Annotated in this window: 16 protein-coding genes; 10 read left to right on the forward strand and 6 right to left on the reverse strand. The window is 70.0% G+C overall.

Translation table 11 applies throughout. The features are described 5' to 3' along the window. Nucleotides 1-43: 43 nt before the first annotated feature. The gene (efeB, locus tag ACFY1E_RS19780) at nucleotides 44-1,324 is read left to right on the forward strand and encodes an iron uptake transporter deferrochelatase/peroxidase subunit (RefSeq protein ID WP_389077493.1); all 1,281 of its coding nucleotides are present in this window, start codon (nucleotides 44-46) and stop codon (nucleotides 1,322-1,324) included. An 11-nt stretch (nucleotides 1,325-1,335) separates the two neighbouring features. Here efeB and ACFY1E_RS19785 read toward each other — a convergent pair whose 3' ends face one another. Then, nucleotides 1,336-1,659: a hypothetical protein gene (locus tag ACFY1E_RS19785; RefSeq protein WP_389077495.1), complete on the reverse strand. Its 324-nt coding sequence runs from the start codon at nucleotides 1,657-1,659 to the stop codon at nucleotides 1,336-1,338. Nucleotides 1,660-1,925: 266 nt separating this feature from the next. Between ACFY1E_RS19785 and ACFY1E_RS19790 the strand changes: the two genes are divergently transcribed. From ACFY1E_RS19790 to ACFY1E_RS19815, 6 genes are all read left to right on the forward strand, one after another. After that, nucleotides 1,926-2,984 (forward strand): LacI family DNA-binding transcriptional regulator, encoded by a 1,059-nt coding sequence (locus tag ACFY1E_RS19790; RefSeq protein WP_389077497.1) that lies wholly within the window; start codon nucleotides 1,926-1,928, stop codon nucleotides 2,982-2,984. A gap of 409 nt (nucleotides 2,985-3,393) precedes the next feature. Further along, nucleotides 3,394-4,860: a glycoside hydrolase family 32 protein gene (locus tag ACFY1E_RS19795; protein ID WP_389077499.1), complete on the forward strand. Its 1,467-nt coding sequence runs from the start codon at nucleotides 3,394-3,396 to the stop codon at nucleotides 4,858-4,860. Nucleotides 4,861-4,913: 53 nt separating this feature from the next. Further along, entirely contained in the window at nucleotides 4,914-6,311 is a 1,398-nt protein-coding gene (locus ACFY1E_RS19800; protein WP_389077502.1) for an ABC transporter substrate-binding protein, read from the forward strand. A 76-nt stretch (nucleotides 6,312-6,387) separates the two neighbouring features. Further along, on the forward strand, nucleotides 6,388-7,377 hold the full coding sequence (locus ACFY1E_RS19805; RefSeq protein ID WP_389077503.1) for a carbohydrate ABC transporter permease: 990 nt from the start codon (nucleotides 6,388-6,390) through the stop codon (nucleotides 7,375-7,377). 3 nt (nucleotides 7,378-7,380) lie between these two features. Next, nucleotides 7,381-8,217 (forward strand): carbohydrate ABC transporter permease, encoded by an 837-nt coding sequence (locus tag ACFY1E_RS19810; protein ID WP_389077505.1) that lies wholly within the window; start codon nucleotides 7,381-7,383, stop codon nucleotides 8,215-8,217. A gap of 279 nt (nucleotides 8,218-8,496) precedes the next feature. Beyond that, the gene (locus ACFY1E_RS19815) at nucleotides 8,497-9,489 is read left to right on the forward strand and encodes a phospholipase D-like domain-containing protein (protein ID WP_389077507.1); all 993 of its coding nucleotides are present in this window, start codon (nucleotides 8,497-8,499) and stop codon (nucleotides 9,487-9,489) included. Between the two features lie 77 nt (nucleotides 9,490-9,566). Here the strand turns inward: ACFY1E_RS19815 and ACFY1E_RS19820 are convergent, their stop codons facing one another. The 3 genes from ACFY1E_RS19820 to ACFY1E_RS19830 all read right to left on the reverse strand — a co-directional run bounded on the left by ACFY1E_RS19820 (nucleotide 9,567) and on the right by ACFY1E_RS19830 (nucleotide 11,990). Continuing rightward, the gene (locus ACFY1E_RS19820) at nucleotides 9,567-10,121 is read right to left on the reverse strand and encodes a Uma2 family endonuclease (protein ID WP_389077508.1); all 555 of its coding nucleotides are present in this window, start codon (nucleotides 10,119-10,121) and stop codon (nucleotides 9,567-9,569) included. A 91-nt stretch (nucleotides 10,122-10,212) separates the two neighbouring features. Then, nucleotides 10,213-10,890: a response regulator gene (locus ACFY1E_RS19825; protein ID WP_389077511.1), complete on the reverse strand. Its 678-nt coding sequence runs from the start codon at nucleotides 10,888-10,890 to the stop codon at nucleotides 10,213-10,215. Beyond that, nucleotides 10,887-11,990, reverse strand: coding sequence for a sensor histidine kinase (locus ACFY1E_RS19830; protein WP_389077513.1), 1,104 nt, complete (start codon nucleotides 11,988-11,990; stop codon nucleotides 10,887-10,889). Before ACFY1E_RS19830 ends, ACFY1E_RS19825 begins: the two co-directional genes overlap by 4 nt. Before the next feature lie 164 nt (nucleotides 11,991-12,154). Here ACFY1E_RS19830 and ACFY1E_RS19835 point away from each other — a divergent pair, with 164 nt between their 5' ends. The 3 genes from ACFY1E_RS19835 (at nucleotide 12,155) to ACFY1E_RS19845 (ending at nucleotide 14,462) form a co-directional block, all read left to right on the forward strand. Next, nucleotides 12,155-13,156: a carboxymuconolactone decarboxylase family protein gene (locus ACFY1E_RS19835; RefSeq protein ID WP_389077514.1), complete on the forward strand. Its 1,002-nt coding sequence runs from the start codon at nucleotides 12,155-12,157 to the stop codon at nucleotides 13,154-13,156. Continuing rightward, nucleotides 13,153-13,680 carry a class I SAM-dependent methyltransferase gene (locus ACFY1E_RS19840; RefSeq protein WP_389077516.1) on the forward strand — a complete coding sequence of 176 codons (528 nt, stop codon included), beginning with the start codon at nucleotides 13,153-13,155 and terminating at the stop codon, nucleotides 13,678-13,680. Before ACFY1E_RS19835 ends, ACFY1E_RS19840 begins: the two co-directional genes overlap by 4 nt. Nucleotides 13,681-13,802: 122 nt before the next feature. After that, nucleotides 13,803-14,462 (forward strand): hypothetical protein, encoded by a 660-nt coding sequence (locus tag ACFY1E_RS19845; protein WP_389077519.1) that lies wholly within the window; start codon nucleotides 13,803-13,805, stop codon nucleotides 14,460-14,462. 27 nt (nucleotides 14,463-14,489) lie between these two features. On the opposite strand, the gene ACFY1E_RS19850 is transcribed toward ACFY1E_RS19845, so the two are convergent. After that, the gene (locus ACFY1E_RS19850; protein WP_389077521.1) at nucleotides 14,490-16,016 is read right to left on the reverse strand and encodes an NCS1 family nucleobase:cation symporter-1; all 1,527 of its coding nucleotides are present in this window, start codon (nucleotides 16,014-16,016) and stop codon (nucleotides 14,490-14,492) included. Nucleotides 16,017-16,153: 137 nt separating this feature from the next. After that, nucleotides 16,154-17,173 carry a TIGR03842 family LLM class F420-dependent oxidoreductase gene (locus ACFY1E_RS19855; protein ID WP_389077523.1) on the reverse strand — a complete coding sequence of 340 codons (1,020 nt, stop codon included), beginning with the start codon at nucleotides 17,171-17,173 and terminating at the stop codon, nucleotides 16,154-16,156. Nucleotides 17,174-17,178 lie beyond the last annotated feature (5 nt).

The following is a 17,178-nucleotide window of genomic DNA, read 5'->3' on the forward strand; positions in this document are numbered from 1 at the left end:
CAATCCCCGTCACGACCCTGTACGCAGCGAAGGGAACGCCCCCATGCCGTCCGCCGAATCTCCCGCCCCTCAGGGCGGCTGCCCCGCCGGTGCCGGCCGCCGTTCCTTCGTGAAGACCGCCCTCGGCGCCGGGGCCGCCGGAGCGGTCCTGGCCGGCGGCGGCCTCACGCTCGCAGAGAGCAGCGGCAGCGCACAGGCGGCCACACAGACGGAGAACGGCCCCGAGGTCCCCTTCCACGGCCCCCACCAGGCCGGCATCCTCACTCCCGCCCCCGCGGCCGCCACCTTCGTGTCCCTCGAGGTCATCGCCGAGGACCGCAAGGAACTGGCCGACCTGCTGCGGACCGTCACCGACCGCGCCCGCTTCCTCACCTCCGGCGGCACCCCGGCCGACCTGGGCGTGGGCGCGCCGCCCTCCGACAACGGCATCCTCGGCCCGACCGTCCCCGCCGACGGCCTCACCGTCACCGTGGGCGTCGGCGCCTCCCTCTTCGACGACCGCTACGGTCTTGCCAAGGCCAGGCCCCGCCGTCTGACCGCGATGCGGACCTTCCCCAACGACAATCTGAACCCCGCCGAGTGCCACGGCGACCTGTCCCTGCAGATCTGCGCCGACCGTCAGGACACCGTGCTGCACGCCCTGCGTGACATCGCCAAGCACACGCGCGGCGGCATGCAGATCAAATGGCGCATCGACGGCTTCCAGAACACGCCCCGTCCCAGCGGCGCGCAGCGCAATCTGCTCGGCTTCAAGGACGGCATAGCCAACCCGGACGTCACCTCCAGGCGGGAGACCGACCGTCTGATCTGGGTGGGCGACGGTCAGGGCGAACCCGCCTGGGCGACCGGCGGCAGCTACCAGGTGATCCGCATCATCCGCATGCTGGTGGAGTTCTGGGACCGGGTCTCGCTCAGCGAACAGGAGCTGATGTTCGGCCGCCGCAAGGACACCGGCGCCCCGCTCGACGGCGCCACGGAGACCGACATCCCCAACTACGCCAAGGACCCGCACGGCACCGCGATCCCACTGGACGCCCACATCCGCCGGGCCAACCCGCGCACCTCCAGGACCGACAACTCCCGTATCCTGCGCCGCGGTTACAACTACGACCGCGGCATCGACAGCGTCGGCAACCTCGACATGGGCCTGGTCTTCTGCTGCTACCAGCAGGACGTCAAGCGCCAGTTCGAAGCCACCCAGACCCGCTTGATCGACGAACCCCTCGTCGACTACATCTCCCCCACCGGCGGCGGCTACTTCTACGCCCTGCCCGGTGTCCGCGACACCAAGGACTGGTACGGCCGCGGGCTGCTCGCGACCTGACGCCGGTCCGCTCATGTCCCCCCGACGAGCGCCGTGACCAGTGTCGCCACCCCGCCCTGCACGGCTGCCGGCACCGCGTCCGAGGCGCCGCCCGCGATCGCACGGGCGAGCTTCCGCAGACGCTCGGGCCGGGAACGCACCGCCGTGACGACCGTCCCGGCGTCGGTGACGCTGCCGTCCGCCGCCACGACCCCCTCCCGGGTCAACTGGGCGACGAAGGCACGCAGTTCACCGACGGCTGCGTCCAGCTCGGCGGACGAGACTCCTGGGGAGTTGTCGATCCTGAAGGTGTTGCCGCTGCCTCCGCTCTGGACGCGCGCTGACGACCAGCACATACGCCCCGAACGCGAGCCCGCCCACGGCCGGCCCGACCGCCTGCGCCTCTGGCGCGAGCCGCAGCCGCCCGCCTGGGACTCCCCAGCGCCCGGTCGGCCCGGCCACTTCCGCCGCCGCTCTTCCTGCCGCCCTCCCTCCGGGACATGTCGCGGCCACGAGTTCGTAACGAGCCATTGACAGTGGCTTCCGGGTGGGGGCACTCTCATGTCCACACGGTTGGCTAAACGATTAGGCAACCCGGTATCCACCACTTTGGGCAGGGGCAATGGCGCGCCGGATCGGGATCAAGGACGTGGCTGCGGCGGCAGGTGTGTCGACCGCGACCGTGTCACACGTCCTGAACCGGGTCGAGGGCAAGCGGATCAGCGAGGAGACGCGCCGGCGCGTCTGGAAGGCCGCCGACGAGCTCGGGTACGCGCCGAACGGACTGGCCCGCGGGCTGCGGACGCAGCGCTCGCAGACCATCGGCTTCGTCAGCGACCAGATCGCCACCACCCCGCACGCGGGCCGCATGATCCTGGGTGCCCAGGAGGCCGCCGCGGCCGAGGGCCTGGTCCTGCTGCTGGTCAACACCAGCGGCGATCCCGAACTGGAGCGCACCAGCATCGAGATGCTGCTGCAGCGGCAGGTGGACGGCATCGTGTATGCGGCCATGTACCACCGCATCGTGGAACTGCCGGAGGCCCTTCGCTCGACGCCCACCGTGCTGCTCGACGCGGGCTCGGCCGACCCCGCCGTCCCGTCCGTGGTGCCCGACGAGGTCCAGGGCGGTTACGCGGCGGTGCGCGAGCTGCTCGACCACGGCCACCGCCGGATCGGCGTGACCGTGCAGACCGTCGATCTGCCCGCACGGCAGGGCCGGTTGGAGGGCTACCGCAAGGCGCTGGCCGAGGCCGGTGTCGTCTACGACCCGTCGCTGGTCGCCGCGGAGACGGCGGTGCCGTTCAACACGGTAGGCGGTGACGTGGACACGGGCTACCGGGCCGCGCGCCGGCTGCTGACGGCCGAGCGGCGCCCCACGGCGTTGTTCTGCTTCAACGACCGGATGGCCGCCGGTGCCTATCGGGCCGCCGCCGAGCTGGGACTGTCCATCCCCGGCGATCTGTCGGTCATCGGGTTCGACAACCAGGAGCTGGTCTGCGAGTCGGTGCACCCGCAGCTGAGCACGGTTCAGCTTCCGCACTACGAGATGGGGGCACGGGCCGTCGCCCAGTTGCTCGCACTCACCAAGACGCCGGGCCGGCCACCGGGCCCGGACACCAAGGAATTGCTGCCTTGCCCGCTGGTGGCGCGGGCATCGGTCACTTCGCCGCCCCGACTCTGACCCCGGGACGGCGAAGCAATCGCACCGTGACAGGCGACCGTCGCAACCGGTCGTCGGTCCTGCCAGTACGTGGAACACAGTGAGGGTACACATATGTCCCCCGAGCTTTTCAATGAGCGGTTTTTCAGTGAGCGGTCGAGGCGGCATTCCCGTCTGACGTCCGACAGCGCCTCGGAGTACTGAGCCGCGCATTCCCCGCCGACGAGCCGTCGGCGCCTCAGACAGCCTTCCCGCACCCCCTCGCCGTCGGCCGCACTCCGGACCCGGCTTCCCTCGCCATGCCCGAGGGCCGGCAGCGAGTGCAGGGTGCAAGGCGCCTTCATCAAGTCCCACGAGGCGATCGTGGCCGGCCGTGTCCGGTGACCGTCCGTCCTCGCATGCTCCGCTGCACATACCGAAAGGCACGCGTGTGTCCACCGCGCCCCGCGATCCGTACCGGCCCGTCGCGCATCTGCGCCCGCCCCGGAACTGGATCAACGACCCCAACGGACTGGTCTTCCATGACGGCCATTACCACGTCTTCCACCAGTACAACCCCTCCGGCGCGACGCACGCGAACATGCATTGGGGGCACTTCCGCAGCCCCGACCTGCTGAGCTGGGAACAACTGCCGATCGCCCTGTCCCCCACCCCGGGTGGTGTGGACGCCGACGGCTGCTTCTCCGGCAACGCCGTCTCCGACGGCGACCGGCTGGTCGCCTTCTACTCCGCGAACCGCTGGGACCGCTCGCCCCAGCACCAGCCGGTCGCCACCGCCGTCTCCCACGACGGCGGCCGGACCTTCGGCCGGGGCCAACTGGCCGTCCCCGCCTGGCCCGAGGACTGCACCATGTACCGCGACCCCTATGTGTGGCGGGACGGCGAGCGTTGGCGGATGCTGGTCGGCGCCGCCCTCGCGGACGGCCGCGGCGCGGCCCTGCTGTACGAGTCGCCCGACCTGGAGACCTGGACCTGCCTCGGCCCCTTCGACGCCCGCGCCCAGGAACCGGTGGCCGGCACCGACCTGCACACCGGCGAGGGCTGGGAGTGCCCCCAGTACCTGCCGCCGCGCTCCGGACGGCCCGGTGCCCTGATCCTCAGCGCCTGGAACCACCACGACGGCGCACGCTGCGTCGCGGCCCTGGTCGGCGAGGAACACGGCAACGCCTTCGAGGCCGGCGCGCCCGTCTTCGTAGACCACGGCCCGGAGTGCTACGCCCCCGCCCTGCTGCGCGCACCGGGTGACCGATGGCTGCTGTGGGGCTGGTCCCCGGAGGCCCGCGAGGGAGACTGGGCGGTCGCGGACGGATGGTCCGGCGTACTGACTCTTCCGCGTGAGGTCTCGGTCGCCGCCGACGGCACACTGCACCAGCAGCCGGCTTCCGAACTCCTCGCCCTGCGTGGCGAGTCGGCGTTTCACGCGGAAGGCGTGGCGCACGGCCCGCAACCCGTCGAACTGGGCGGTGTGGGCCGGGCCTTCGACCTGACGGCCCGTCTGGAGACGACCGGCACGGCGAGCCTGCGGCTGCTCACCGGACCCGACGAGTACCTCGACTTCCGCCTCGACGCCGACACGGGCGAGCTGGTCGTCGACCGCGACCACGCCTCGCTGGACCCCCGCGCCCACGGCGGTTCGTACCGAATGCCCTGCCCCACCGGGCAGCCGGTCGAACTGCGCCTGGTCGTCGACCACTCCCTCGCCGAAGTCTTCCTGACCACCACCGGCCAGGTGCTCACCCTGCGCTTCTACCCGACCGGGGACGGCCCCTGGCGCCTTGAGGCCCACACCGCGCCGGGGGCGCGTCTGAGCCACGCGGTCGACGCCTGGGAGCTGCTGCCCCTGGTGGTCAAGGAGCCGAGCGCCGGTCCCGAACTGCCGCAGGGGCAGCCCACATGACGGAGTCGTCGCCCATGTCGCCGTACCGGCGCGTGCCGATCCCGAATCCCCCCATGCACCTGAGCACCACCCACCCTCGCCCGCACCACACACCGGAGGCACCCACGATGAACGCCGGTACCACAAGAGCCCGCCGGACGGCCTCTACGGCCCTGGCCCTCGCCCTTCCCCTGGCCGCGCTCGCCGCCTGCGGCGGGGGCAGCGGCACCGGCACCTCCGCCGAGCAGGGCAGCGGCACAGGCACCATCACCGTCTGGGCCCACCAGGGTCAGGCGAGTGAGGCGGCCGCCCTGCAGAGCGCGGTGAAGACCTTCAACTCCTCGCAGAAGAAGGTCAAGGTCAAGCTGACGCTGATCCCCGACAACGACTACACCAAGACCATCACCGCCACCGAGGCGTCCAAGCTGCCGGACGTGATGGAGTTCGACGGTCCGACGATGGCCAACTTCGTCTACAACAAGAAGCTCACCGCGATCGACAGCTACGTCTCCGCCAGGACCCTGGCCAACGCCACTCCGGCGATCAAGGCGGAGGGCCGGTTCGAGGGCAAGCAGTACGGGCTCGGCATGTACGACTCCGGGCTCGGCATCTACGGCAACAAGAAGCTGCTGGACGCGGCCGGCGTCAAGTACCCCACCGGTCTGTCGGACGACTGGACCGCGGCCGAGTTCACCGCCGCCGTGAAGAAGCTGGCCGCCAAGGACTCCGACGGCAAGAGCCTGGACCTCCAGGAGAGCAACGGCTTCGCCAACGAGTGGGGCACCTACGGCTTCGCCCCCGTCGTCTGGTCGGCGGGCGGCTCCCTGCTGAAGAACGGCAAGGCCGCAGGCGCCCTGGACACCCCGGCCGTGGTCTCGGCGCTGAAGACCTTCCAGTCCTGGAAGAAGTACGTCGACCCCAACACCGACGGCAACGCCTTCACCAAGGGCCGTGTCGCCCTCAGCTGGGTCGGCCACTGGATGTACCCCGCCTACGGCAAGGCCCTCGGCAAGGACCTGGTCGTGCTGCCGCTGCCCGACTTCGGCAACGGCCCCAAGACCGGGCAGGGTTCGTGGGCGTGGGGCATCGGCGCCGACACCAAGAACGGCAAGGCCGCCGGCGCCTTCCTCGACTCCCTGCTGAACGACACCAACGTCACCGCGATGACCACGGCCAACGGTGCCCCTCCCGGCACGAAGACCGCGCTCGCCAAGAGCAGCCTGTACAAGCAGGGCGGCCCGCTGCGGCTCTTCGCCGACCAGCTCGCCAAGGCCTGCGGTGACACGAGCACCGACAAGTCCTGCGTCGCCGTGACCCGCCCGGTCACCGCCGGATACCCCACGGTCACCGCCAAGTTCAGCCAGGCGCTGAGTGACGTCTACGGCGGCGCCGACCCGAAGTCCGCCCTGGACAAGGCCGCCCGCGCCATCGACCAGGACTTCTCGGACAACGACGGCTACAAGCTGCAGTAGCGGCATCCAGCAGCCGGGAGGGACGGACCCACTCCGACAGCGCCCGTCCCTCCCGGCCCGGAAGAGGACACCCATCGTGACCACCGTGAACCCCGCACCCGCCGCACCCGGCCGGCAGAAGCCGAGCCCACCACCGCCGTCCGTCAAGCCCGTACGGCCTGGTCGCGCGAACCGCGACCGGCTGCACGGACTGCTGATGTCCGCACCCGCGCTCGGCGGGCTGATCGCCTTCGTCGCCGTGCCGTTCGTGTACGCCGTCGTCCTGTCCTTCTACAACGTCCGGCTCGGTTCCCCGCTCCCGCCGCGCTTCTTCGGCATCGAGCAGTACCGGCGGATCTTCACCGACCCGGACATGTCCGGCCCGTTCCTGCGGGCCCTGCTGAACAACCTGACCTTCGCCGTGGTCGTCGTACCCCTGCAGACGGGCCTCGCGCTGGCCTTGGCGATCCTGCTCAACCGCAAGCTGAAGGCGATCGGCGTCTTCCGGTCTCTGTTCTTCCTGCCGGTCGTCTTCCCCATGGCCCTCGTCGCGGTCATCTGGCGGCTCATCCTCGCCCGCAGCGGCGACGGCCTGCTCAACTCGGCGCTGCACGCGGTGAGTTTCGGCAACTGGGGCGCCTTCGACTGGCTCGGCGACGGGTTCACCGCGATGGCCTCGATCATCGTGCTGTCCGTGTGGCAGGGCGTCGGCTTCCAGATGGTCATCCTGCTCGCCGGCCTCCAGCAGATCCCGGGCGAGCTCTACGAGGCCGCCCAGCTCGACCGCGCCTCGCGCTGGCAGCAGTTCCGGAACGTCACCCTGCCCGGCATCCGCGGCACCCTCGTCTTCGTCGCCATGCTCACCTCGGTGCTCTCCTTCCGCGTCTTCGACCAGGTCTACGTCCTCATTCATGGCGGCGGACTCGACGAGGACGCCACCCGCACCGTGATGTACCAGGCCGTCACCACCGCCTTCGACCAGAACAACATCGGCCAGGCGTCCGCGATCACCGTCGTCTTCTTCCTGATCGTCGTCGTCCTGACCCTCGTCCAGCGCCGCGTCGTCCGCCCCGGCAACGAGGACTGAATCATGACCAGCACACCCCTGCGCCGCTTCTTCGACTACGCCGTCCTCAGCGTCCTGGCGTTCGTCTTCGTCCTGCCGGTCCTCTACCTGGTCCTCGGCAGCTTCAAGCCGTCCGACCAGGTGCTCAGCGGCCTGACCGGCTTCCTGCCCACCCACCTGTCCTTCGACAACTACCGCGCCGTCCTCAACAGCTTCGACTCGGACGCCACCGGCTACTTCTGGCGCTTCATGGGCGTCTCCCTGCTGGTTGCCACGGTCGTGGTGCTCGGCAACCTGATCGTCAACTCCATGGCCGCGTACGGCCTCACCCGACTGCGCTGGCGCGGCCAGCGCGCCGTCTTCACCCTTGTGCTGCTGCTGATGCTGGTGCCGTTCGAAGCGGTCGCCGTCCCGCTGTTCTACATGTTCAACGAGCAGCGCAACACCCTCTACATCCAGGCCGTCCCCTTCATCGCCAACGCCTTCTCGATCTACCAGTTCGCCACGTTCTTCCGCGCGATCCCGCCGAGCATCGAGGAGGCCGCCCGTATCGACGGCGCCGGCCCCTGGCGCACCTTCTTCGCGATCATCGTCCCCATGTCGAAGCCGGTGTTCGCCTCGGTCGCGATCCTGACCTTCCTCACCCAGTGGGGAGCCTTCCTGTGGCCGGTCCTGATGATCTCCGACCCGTCGGTGCGCCCGCTGCCGCTGGAGATGAGCGTCTTCCAGGGCCAGATGCCCGTCGACTGGGGCCAGGTCCTCGCCTTCGGCGTCCTCCTCGTCCTGCCCGTCCTGATCGTCTTCGCGTTCTTCCAGCGCTGGTTCGTGCAGGGCGTGGCGAGCTCGGCCGTCAAGGGCTGAGTCGCCGGGTGCGGCTCGCACGGCGTTCTGCAGGATCTCCTGCCGGCGACGCCATGCGCGCCGCATTCCGCTGCGGGGCACCCTACGAAGATTTTGCGAACTCGCGGGGACCGCATGAACCGCCTCCCACCTGCCTGAAGTCGCCTTTGTCCGCACGTGCTCCGGGCTGGTAATCCCGTGTTCACCGACCTTCTCTTCCTGGGCGTTCTACGCGCGTGGTGTCATGCCCACGCTCACCCACCCCCCACACGTGGGCATCAACTCGACCAGGAGTCACGCATGCTGTGGAAGGTCATCGGGCGCGCGGGTGTCGCCCTGGCGGCCGGCGCCGCCGTCGTCACCACCGCCGTCCCCGCGAACGCGGCGAGCTACACCGCGTTCGCCTTCTCCCAGAGCGGCAGCCAGCCGAACATCTACGACTTCATCGACTCGGCCACCACCTCCCTCGACATGACCATGTACGAACTGGAGGACACCACGGCCGTCAACGACCTCATAGCGCTGGAGAACAAGGGCGTCACCGTGCGGGTGATCCTCGACCGCCAGCACAAGACCGCCAACAACTCGGCGTACACCGCCCTGACGAACGCGGGCGTGGGGGTGGTGTGGTCGTCGTCCCGCTTCGTCTACACCCACCAGAAGACGATCACGGTGGACGCCACCAAGTCCCTGGTCCTCACGGGCAATCTCACCTCGCAGTACTACGCGACCGGCCGCGACTACGGCGTCTTCACCGACGACACCCGTGACGTCGCCGCGATCGAGAAGGTCTTCAACGCCGACTACGCCGGCACCTCGATCACCCCGACCGACGGCGACCACCTGCTCTGGTCGCCCACCGACTCCCGCAGCCGCCTGCTGTCCGTGGTCAACGCCGCCACCAAGACGCTCGACGTCGAGGAACTGGAGTTCAGCGACAGCACGGTGGTCGACGCCATCGCGGCGAGAGCGAAGGCAGGTGTGAACGTGCGGGTGGTGCTGGAGAGCCCGTCCAGCTACTCCAGCGAGGTGTCCGAGATCGAGGCGGCGGGCGGCACCGTCGTCGGCTACTCCGACCCCAACGGCTTCTACATCCACGCCAAGGCCATGGTCGCCGACTACGGCCTGTCCACCCAGGAGGTGGAGGCGGGCTCCATGAACATCAGCAGCAACTCCCTCTCCAACAACCGCGAGTTGGGCATCATCCTCACGGGCACCGGGGTGGCCCAGTCGGTGGCCACGACGGTCGAGACGACGTTCAACAGCGACTACGCGGGCGGCGCGGCCGCCTAGAACCCCTCCGGACGGTGCTGGTTCGCAGTCGCTCGTCGAGCACTGCGACCAGCGCAGCCGCACGCCCTGGCCGTCGGTCAGAACTCCGAAGTGTCGAGCTCCAGGCCGAAGGGTTCGGGCAGGGCTACGGGCGTCCCGAACGGCAGGGGACCCTTGATCTCGGTGTAACCGAGCCGACCGGGAACGGAACAAAGGGTGCAGGTCCGCTCCTGACGGTCAACGAGCAGGTAGAGCGGTGCACCGTATTCCGCGTAGCGCTTCCGCTTGACGATGCGGTCCGTGTCCCCGTTACTTTCCGAGGTGACCTCGACGATCAGTAGCGTCTGGTCGGGCACCAAGGCGCCCGCACCCTTGGTGAGTTCCTTCGGTACGACGGCCAAATCCGGCACGTACCAGTTGCTCGTCCCCGGCAGGTCCAGATCGCCGGAGCCAGCGATGCAGCCCAGCCTGTCCAACGCCGGAACAAGCTGCCGACGGACTCGGTCCCCGATATTCTCGTGATCCCAAGACGGCACCACTTGTTCAATGACGCCCTCGACGATCTGCACCCGGTCACCCTTGATGTGCTGGATCGCATACTTGAGTGCTGTTTCGGGGTCACCCACGGCATACGTGTGCGGTTGCGCGCTCATCGGTTCTCCATCGGACATCGTGCCTGCAGCATGACCACCTTCCCCGGTCTACCGCAATCCGTCACACTCTCATGGCGATCCTGTACGGCGATCACTCGAACCGGTGATCCCCACCCCGCGGCGCCACGAGCCCCGACTCATACGCGAACACCACCAACTGCGCCCGGTCCCGTGCGCCCAGTTTCGTCATCGCACGGCTGATGTGGGTCTTCGCCGTGAGGGGGCTGATGACCATGTGGGCGGCGATCTCCTCGTTCGACAGGCCCCGCGCCGCCAGGGCCGTCACCTCGCGTTCGCGGCGGGTGAGACAGTCCAGCCCGGGGGCCGTCGACCGGTCCGGTGGGCGGGAGACGAACTCGCCGATCAGGGTGCGGGTGACCGACGGGGAGAGCAGGGCCTCGCCATGGGCCACGACCTCGATGGCCTGGAGCAGGGCGGCCGGTTCGGTGTCCTTGAGGAGGAAGCCGCTGGCGCCCGCCCGCAGTGCCTCGAAGACATACTCGTCGAGGCCGTAGTTGGTGAGGATCACGACGCGCACGGCCGAAAGGGCGGGATCGGCGGCGATCCGCCGGGTCGCCTCGATGCCCGTCATCACCGGCATCTGTACGTCGATCAGCGCGACGTCCGGCACCTGCGCGCGCACCAGCGCCAGGCCCTGTTCGCCGTCCGCCGCCTCGCCGACCACCTCCAGGCCGTCCTCGGCCTCCAGCAGCGCCCGGAACCCGGCGCGCATGAGCGCCTGGTCGTCGACGAGGGCGATCCGGATCATCCCGTCTCCCCCAGCGGCAGCCGGGCCCGCACCTCGAAGCCGCCCTCCGCGCGCGGCCCTGTGTGCAGGGTCCCGCCGAGCGCCGTCACCCTCTCACGCATGCCCGTGAGCCCCACTCCGGGCGCGGGCGGACGGTCCGGGTCGGCCGTGCCGTCGTCCTCCACTCGTATCGTCAAGTCGTCGTCTCCGTACACGAGTTGGACGCCGATCTTGGCCGCTGACGCGTGCCGGGCCGCGTTGGTCAGGGCCTCCTGGACGATGCGGTACACCGCACGGTCGACCGTCGCCGCCAGGGGCCGTTCCGCACCGGTCACCGTCAGTTCCACCGCGAGGCCGGCCGCGCAGGCCCGCTCCACCAGCAGCGCAGGCGTCCCGGTCGGCTCGTCGGTGCGCAGGATCTCCAGGGTGGCGCGCAGCTCCCGCATGGCCTCGCGGCTCGCGTCCTGGATGGCGAGCAGCGCGGGCGGTATCTCCTCGCCGCGCTTGCGGGCGAGGTGTACCGCGACTCCCGCCTGGAGCTTGACGATCGAGATGCTGTGGGTGAGCGAGTCGTGCAACTCGCGGGCTATCCGCAGGCGTTCCTCACCCGCACGGCGCAGGGCCGCCTCCTCCCGGGTGCGTTCGGCCTCCAGGGCGCGCTGTTCGGTCTGGCGCAGATACGCCTGCCAGTTGCGGTCCGCCATGCCCGCGACCACCGCGGCCAGGAACCAGCCCGCGAGCAGCGCGGTCCGCTCGACGACCTCGTGGGTCGTCGGCCCGGTCGCGAAGTCGGCCGCCAGGAACAGCCCACTCGTGGCGGCCGCGTACCCGCGGTGCCCCAGGCGGACGGCCCCGAGCGCGGCCGCGAACACGGGCAGCGCGGAGACAGGTCCAGGGTGGGCGTGCAGGACGTATGCACCGCCGCTCACCGCCGCCGCGGTCAGCACCGCGCGCGGAGCGGCACGGTGGAACGCCAGGGCGGCCGAACTCACCGTGATCAGCGCATAGTCGACGGCGGTGGTGTCCGAGTCGAAGGCGGCCGTGGTCATGACGAGGGCGCCGACGGCGACCGCGAGGGCCACGTCGGCCAGGTACCTGCGTGAGACCGGGTGCCCGCCCATGCACGCACGGTAGACGGCGCCACCGACAACGGCGTCAGACCTGTGGACGGCTCTCCCGCTACTCCTCCCGCAGTAGTGCCGGGGCCCGCCGCGCCCGCAGTCGCAGTGCGGACTGCCTTCGGCCGTACGACGACCGCGGCCGCCCCGAGGCGCACGCTGCTGCCATGTCCACACCCTTCCGATTCACCGAACCCCTGCCGCCCAAGGCGGCCACCGGCCGCGTCGCCGAGGTGTACGAGCAGCTCGCCCGCGACTTCGGCATCGACAGGGCGGCCACCTTCGTGGTGCTGTCCTCCGCACCCGAGATCCTCGCCCCCACCTGGGCGTTGATGCGTGAGTCGCTGATCGCGGGCGCGGGCAGCCGCACCGGCAAGGAGCTGGCGGCCTACGGGGTGTCGCGTGCCAACAAGTGCCCGTTCTGCGTGGACGCGCACACGGTCCTGCTGCACGCCACCGGCGACCACGCCCTCGCGGAACGGCTGGCCCGGGGCGAGCGGCCGGAGCGCGAGGAGCACGCGCGCGTGCTCGCCTGGGGGCAGCACACGCGCGTGCCGGGCGCCGGGCTGATGCCGTACCCGTTCCCGCACGAGCACGCCCCGGCCTACATCGGCACCGCGCTCGCCTTCCACTTCATCAACCGGATGGTCTCGGCCCTGCTGACCGACCAGTTGCTGCCGGGCCACGCACAGCGGCTGCGCGCGGTACGGAGCCTCGCGGGCCGCTCGCTCGCCCGGACCGTGCGCCGCAGGGCAGTGCCGGGAGCGGCTCTCGCCCTGCTCGACGATCCGGCCCCGGGACCGGCGTGGGCGGCCGGCACGACGGTGGGCCCGGCGTACGCGGCCCTCCGGTCGGCGACCGCGGCCGGAGCGGGCCTCCTCGACGACGATGAGCAGGCCTTCGTACGGGAGGCCCTGTGGGACTGGGACGGCTCGCACCCGCCCCTCGGGTGGGCCGGGCTCCCGGACCGCCGGGAGCACCCCGGCGCGCGGCTCGCGCTGCTGGCCGCCCTGGCGCCGTATCGCATCACCGAGGAGGACGTGACGGCCTGGCGGCGGCCGGAGCACACCGACCACTGCCTCGTCCATCTCGTCTCCTACGGCGCCTTCGCCGCAGTGGACCGCATAGAGAGCTCGTTCAGTCTGCACGCCGCCCGGGAGACGTCATGACCGTGATCGCCGGCATTCGGCAGTCACTCACGTGGAACGGCGTCGACGCTGCGCTGTTCGCGGCGGCGGCCGTCAAGCCCGCCGACCGGGTCCTCGACGTCGGCTGCGGCACCGGGGCCACGACACGGATCGCCGCCCGGCTGGCCTCGCGCGGTCACGCGGTCGGCGTCGACATCTCGGCGCCGCTGCTGCGCACGGCCCAGAAGCTGACGGCCGCGGAGAAGATCGCGAACGCCTCGTACCAGGTGGCGGACGCGCAGGTCCACCCGTTCCCGGCGTGCGGCTACGACGTGATCGTCAGCCGGGGTGGCGTGCTGTCCCTCGCGGACCCTGCTGCGGCCTGCCGCAATCTGGCGCGGGCGCTGATGCCGGGCGGCCGACTGGTGTTGGTGAGCTCCCGGTCCGACCCCGACCGCGTCCGGGCGGTGCTGGACGGCTGGGAGAACGTCGAGGTCGTGCGGCATGAAGGCATCCGGCTCGTCACCGCCGGCCGGCCGCGCCGGATGCCCACCGATGCCGGCTGAACAGTAACCGCGCGGCCACGGAGCGAGTTGACACTTCCGTCTCACAGGGACTCATGTGAGACTGGCGCCCCGTCCGCAGTGCGGACCCCCTCCGCACACCGTCCCCCACCGAAAAGTGTGCCGTGCGCGATTTTCCTCTGCCGCTCGCCCTGACCGCGCGTCTGTCCCCGGTCGTCGTGCTGGCCGCGGCGGGCTGGGCGCTGACGTCCGGCCCCGCGGCGACGCCGACGGCCGAGCACAAGGACGCACCGCAGACCGGCAACCAGTCGGCCTCCGCCCCCTCCACGGCCGCGCAGACCAAGACGTACGCCGCCTCCCCCGCGCCGTGCGGCAGCGTGGCCGTGAAGACGCTCAAGGCGCTCGTTCCCGGCGCGAAGACCGCGGGCAAGGAAATCCAGTCGACGGACGCGAAACTGCGCCGCACCTGCTCCTGGAACGCGCTCAAGGGCTATGACTACCGGTGGCTCGACGTCTCCTTCGAAGTCATGAAATCGGACGAAGCGGCACAGAGCGCCTACAAGCAGCGAATTACGGAGAAGAGCGGCGGAGGTGCCGTTCCCGGACTGGGTGACCAGGCCTATTCCATCGTCAACCTCACCACCGAGGACAAGCAGCAGACCCGCGAGGGCATGGTGTTCGCGCAGGTCTCCAACGTGCTGGTGGTCGTCACGTACAACGGCAGCGACTTCGAGACGAAGAAGGCGCCCAGCACGGACGAGATCAACAAGGGTGCGATCGAGGCGTCGAGGGACGCGGTGACCGCCCTGAAGGGCAGCCGGTAGGACCGGCTGCCCTCCCAAGGCGAAGGCTCAGGCCTCCAGGCGGTCCCTTCCGCGCAGCAGCATCAGCACCACGTAGAGGACCATCGAGGTGCCGAGGCCGACCGCCCAGCCGTAGTCGGCGAGAGGTTCCAGCGCCGGAATGGGCCGCCCGTCGATCAGCGGCTTGAAGCTGGCGCCGCCGATCGCGAGGACACCGCCGGCCACGAAGGCGACGACGGCCCGCCAGTTCCAGCCGCCCTCGTACCAGTAGCGGCCGCCCGCCCGGTACAGGTCGACGAGGTCGAGCCTGCCGCGGCGCAGGATCCAGTAGTCGGCGATGAGGATGCCGGCGACCGTGCCGAGCAGACCGCCGACCAGTCCGAGCCAGGTGAAGATGTAGCCCTGCGGGTCGGAGTACAGCTTCCACGGGAAGATCAGCACGCCGATGACGCAGGTGGCGAGCGCACCGGCCCGGAAACTGACCTTGCGGGGCGCGATGTTGGAGAAGTCGAAGGCCGGCGAGACCAGGTTGGCCGCGATGTTCACGGACAGGGTCGCCACCAGCACGGTCACCAGCGCGTACAGCAGGCCGAAGACGTTGTCCGTCTTGGCGGCGAGCTGGACCGGGTCCCAGACCGCCTGCCCGTACACGGCCTGCGAGCCGGAGGTGACCAGCACGGACAGCAGCGCGAAGAGCGTCATGGTGGTGGGCAGACCGAGCGCCTGGCCCCAGGTCTGCGCCTTCTGCGACTTCCCGTAGCGGGTGAAGTCCGGGATGTTCAGCGACAGCGTGGACCAGAAGCCGATCATGCCCATGAGGGAAGGCCAGAACAGCTTCCAGAAGCCGCCGCCCCAGCCCAGCTTGGAGGGCTGGTCGAGCAGCGGGCCGAAGCCGCCGGCCTTGTTGCTCATCCAGATCAGCATCACCAGCGCGCCGACGATGACGAAGGGTGCCGCCCAGTTCTCGAAGCGGCGGATCGTCTCCATGCCCCGGTAGATGATGGCCACCTGGATGACCCAGAAGATGGCGAACGACAGCCACATCGTCCAGGCGTAGCCGCCGACCTTCCCGGCGTCGGACCAGCCGTTGCCGATCAGCTTGCCGGCGAGGAAGTAGATCGCCTCACCGCCGATCCAGGTCTGGATGCCGAACCAGCCGCACGCCACCAGCGCCCGTACGACGGCGGGGAGGTTGGCACCGCGGATGCCGAAGGAGGCGCGGGCGAAGACCGGGAAGGGGATGCCGTACTTCGGTCCCGCATGCCCGGTGAGCAGCATCGGGATCAGCACGATCACATTGGCCAGGGCGATGGTGAGCACCGCCTGCTTCCAGTCCATGCCGACGGCGATCAGACCGGAGGCCAGGGTCCAGGAGGCCGTGTTGTGGGCCATGCCGACCCACAGGGCGGAGAAGTTGTACGTGGTCCAGGTGCGCTTCTCGACCGGGACCGGGAGCAGGTCCTCGTTGGCGTACGGGCCGCTGGGCTGCGGGGACCCGGGGGCGATCTCCACCCGCCCGTCGGCGAGAGTGACTTGGGCTGTCGGCGGTATGGCCGTGGGAGCGGTGTCGGTCATGGGCAGGCCAATCAATGAAGGGTGGGTCCGGAAAGGCCGTGCGGGTCTCCGGCCCCCTCCCCGGGGACGGCCGGGGAGGGGAGAACTGGAGTGGGGGGATGGGGAGTTGAGCGGTTGCTACGAGGGTCTTGTGCGCGTCAGGCGTTGACTGCCGGGATGACCTGGGCGCCGTACGCGTCGATCGTGCTCTCCTGCGCGTCGTGCATGTCGTAGACGGCGAACTGGTCGACGCCCAGCTCGCGCAGCGCGTTCAGCTTCTCGATGTGCTTCTCGACCGGGCCGATGATGCAGAACCGGTCGACGATCTCGTCGGGCACGAAGGCGGTGTCGGGGTTGTCGGCGCGCCCGTGGTGGGAGTAGTCGTACCCCTCGCGGGCCTTGATGTAGTCGGTGAGCTCATCGGGTACGGCCGCGGAGTGCTCGCCGTACTTCGACACCAGGTCGGCGACGTGGTTGCCGACCATCCCGCCGAACCAGCGGCACTGCTCGCGTGCGTGGGCGAGCGCCTCGGGCGAGTCGTCCTCGGTGACGTAGGCGGGGGCGGCGACGCAGATCTTGACGTCCCCGGGGTCCCGGCCCGCCGCGACCGCCGCGTCCTTGACCGCCTTCACCATGTACTCGGTGAGATAGAGGTCGGCGAGCTGAAGGATGAAGCCGTCGGCCTCCTCGCCGGTCATCTTCAGCGCCTTGGGGCCGTACGCGGCCATCCAGACGGGGAGTTCGGCGTCCTCCTTGATCCAGGGGAACTTGATGACCGTACCGCCGAGGTCGGCCTCCTTGCCGGAGCCGAGCGCCCTGATCACCTTCATGGCCTCGCTGATCCGGGCGAGGGTGTTCGGGGTGCGGCCCGCGACGCGCATGGCGGAGTCGCCGCGGCCGATGCCGCAGACGGTGCGGTTGCCGAACATGTCGTTGAGGGTGGCGAAGGTGGAGGCGGTGACCTCCCAGGTGCGGGTGCCCGGGTTGGTCACCATCGGGCCGATCTTCAACTTCGTGGTGTTCGACAGGATCTGACTGTAGATCACGAACGGTTCCTGCCACAGCACCGCCGAGTCGAAGGTCCAGCCGTAGGTGAAGCCGTTGCGCTCGGCGCGCTTCATCAGGCTGATGACCTTCGAGGCCGGCGGGTCGGTCTGCAGGACGAGTCCGAAGTCCATGTGCG

The sequence above is a fragment of the Streptomyces sp. NPDC001604 genome (genome assembly GCF_042893475.1).
Classification (GTDB): domain Bacteria; phylum Actinomycetota; class Actinomycetes; order Streptomycetales; family Streptomycetaceae; genus Streptomyces.